This is a genomic window from Christensenella sp. (assembly GCF_034927525.1).
Taxonomy (GTDB): Bacteria; Bacillota; Clostridia; order Christensenellales; family Christensenellaceae; genus Christensenella.
In genome coordinates, this window is sequence record NZ_JAYFPU010000035.1 from 1 (window position 1) to 2,571 (window position 2,571).

At 44.5% G+C, this 2,571-nt stretch carries 2 protein-coding genes and 1 pseudogene; all 3 read right to left on the bottom strand.

Annotated features, from left to right (window positions below):
• A pseudogene (locus VB081_RS01245) lies at positions 1–190 on the bottom strand (radical SAM protein); the annotation flags it as partial.
• A 43-nt stretch (positions 191–233) separates the two neighbouring features.
• The gene (tcmP, locus tag VB081_RS01250) at positions 234–1,361 is read right to left on the bottom strand and encodes a three-Cys-motif partner protein TcmP (RefSeq protein ID WP_323399053.1); all 1,128 of its coding nucleotides are present in this window, start codon (positions 1,359–1,361) and stop codon (positions 234–236) included.
• A 36-nt stretch (positions 1,362–1,397) separates the two neighbouring features.
• A partial coding sequence (locus tag VB081_RS01255; RefSeq protein WP_323399054.1) for a BREX system Lon protease-like protein BrxL occupies positions 1,398–2,571 on the bottom strand: 1,174 nt, incomplete at its 5' end.

The window sequence follows — 2,571 nt, forward strand, 5'->3', positions numbered from 1 at the left end:
GTGTGTTGCTTACCAGTTTGGGGCATATCCAGTCCTCATAGGAGGTGACTTTTCCAAAACGCTTTTTCATCATGAACGCATAGCAAGGGTATTTGCAGCCATGCGAACACCCTAAAACATGGTTCATGGTATAGTCGCCGTATTCCACACCTGTTTTGTAGAGCATTGTCTTCCGTGTTATCTTTTCCATCTATTTTCTCCTTCTTTTGCGGCTAAATGAGTGACCGCACGGACTATAAACGCTTACTAAAAACAACTGAGTCTCTTGTGCAGGTAGCGTATCCGTAGTCCTTTAACGATTTCTTTATTTCAGGCTTGAAGCCATCAGATGGAAATACCGGGTGATAATCTAAATCGCCATATATCTCCTCAAGAGGGACAGTGCCTCTTGCAGAATACTTGCTAAAGAGGTATTTCGCAATGTCCTTAATTGAATAACAGCTATCATCAGCAATGAACATAGCATCGGAGCCGGATGTCATATACATATCCAGTGTCATCTGATCCTCTAACTCATGTGTCCTTTTCGCTGATGATTTGCCATCGAAAGTCTGCCAAGACACCTTCTTGAACAGCTTTTTACCTTCGATATTTTTGCAGAAATGAATCAAGTTATAGACCAGTGTATTGTTGGTATTGAAGAATGGACATGAAGAAATAAGGTACTCCTGTTTTCCACTCTTCGATGCCCGCTCCGTAATGAGTTTAGTAATAATCTTCTCTAACTCATTTTTGTCGTTGCCAAGGGCAAGAATCTCGTCAATATCCATCATATATGTATCTGTATATTTCTGTTTGGTCTGGTCTTTGACTGCGGCTGCCGCACCACGAATTGTGTCGGACACCATATGGTTGATAATTACTTCGCCCCAGGTTCTTAGAAAAGGTGTTATTGCATCCCAGTCCATCATTGCTTGGTAGGGGTCATATACTAGCAAAGTGTTGAATTGATAATAGTGTTTGAAATCAAATGCTTTGAGCAGGGCGTTTCCATCGCCTGTCGATACAGTGACCTCTATATTGCTCAGCTCTAACGCATCTAATTGTTTTTGCAACTCTTGTGTTTTTGCAACTTCCAAATCATTGAATATAAGCGCGGCCTTTTTGCCAGGATAGTTCTGGATTATTTCATTCAACAACATCGCAATACGAATAGGCGTACCCCAAACGGTTTCACCTTTGGCATCCGTATATACGCCGCTATTACACATGCAATCAATAAATAGTAAGCCATTGGATTTAGGGAATCCGAGAATTTTCCTTGCCCACTCATCTACATATTTCTCAATAAGCTCGAATTTTTTAATTGTATGCGGTTTCGCTTCGCTTACCACAAGAGATGTGTTTTTCGACTTAGCCACTGGCTTACCCCCAATCTATAGAAACTAAATACTGCTCTACTCAATCCCCAACGCTTTATACACGGCATCCTCTGGACTTGTATAGAATGATGTCTGAAACTTTGCGAAAAGCTCTGCCGGAACAGTGGCTATATCTACTGCCGCCGACATCGGGAGCAGAATTTTTTTTGCACCGGCATCAAAACATACTTGAAGTGTGTTTGCCAGCTCCTCAACTTTGTTAATCGTTCCGCCAATACTCATATTGCCGAGAACAACCATCTGCGATTGGATAGGCTTTCGCAGAGCCGAGCTGCATAGCGCGATGAAGCCGCAAAGTGCCAGCTCGCCAGTCATGCCGATACCCTGACAATCAGCGACATGCATGAGGAAATCGCAGTCATCCACACGGATTGAACCACTAATCAGTTTTTTGTTTGCCTTAAAGTAATTCTGCGCTGTTTTCAGGCTTTCCCTCACATCACGGGCAGATCCGATACCTGTGACCTCAAATCTGCCGTTGCCATTCACCATTTCTGTTTCGAGCTTGAAAATGCCAATCATCTCACTGTCGCCATGTGCTACGGTGTACAGATGCCCCGGCTTGCTGTGTCCTTCGGGTATCATTTTACCTGCACCCTGCTCTGGTACCGAAACAAAGGACTCCTCAAAGCTGTCATTGTCAATGTAGGAGAAATGAACGTCATAAAACTCCATGCCGCCGATTTTCTTGAGCTGTTCTTTCACTCGGCGGCGGCCTTCAAGGGCATATTCGAGGATTTCCTTTACATCTTCTTTCGTTAAGTTTCCATTTGGATAAACGAGCTTAATCAGCCCCGAAACCGTCTTGCGCACTGCAATAACATCGCGCTGGTTCAGGTTATTGCCCAGTCGGAAATATCGACCAATGGCATCGCTGAATGAGCGTTTGCGCATCTCGCGGAAGAATTCCGCCAGATAATCAGTAATGAAGCCATATTCTTTTGTGATAAGTTCCGGGCGCATCTTTGGGATTTCCCACCCCGGTAGATAGTAGTGCATACGGTCAAAGAACGCGCTGTCGTAGGCCATTGCTTCGGGGAACGGGTCGAACAGGTGCGAGGTCTTTAACAGCACCTCCACACTCTGATTGATATTGCCGACAAAAACCATTGAAGCATTGGCGTTCTTTTCTTCTTTGCCACGAGCGAAAGAACCGGAGGCCATGAAGTCCTTCATAATCTGGATGCCG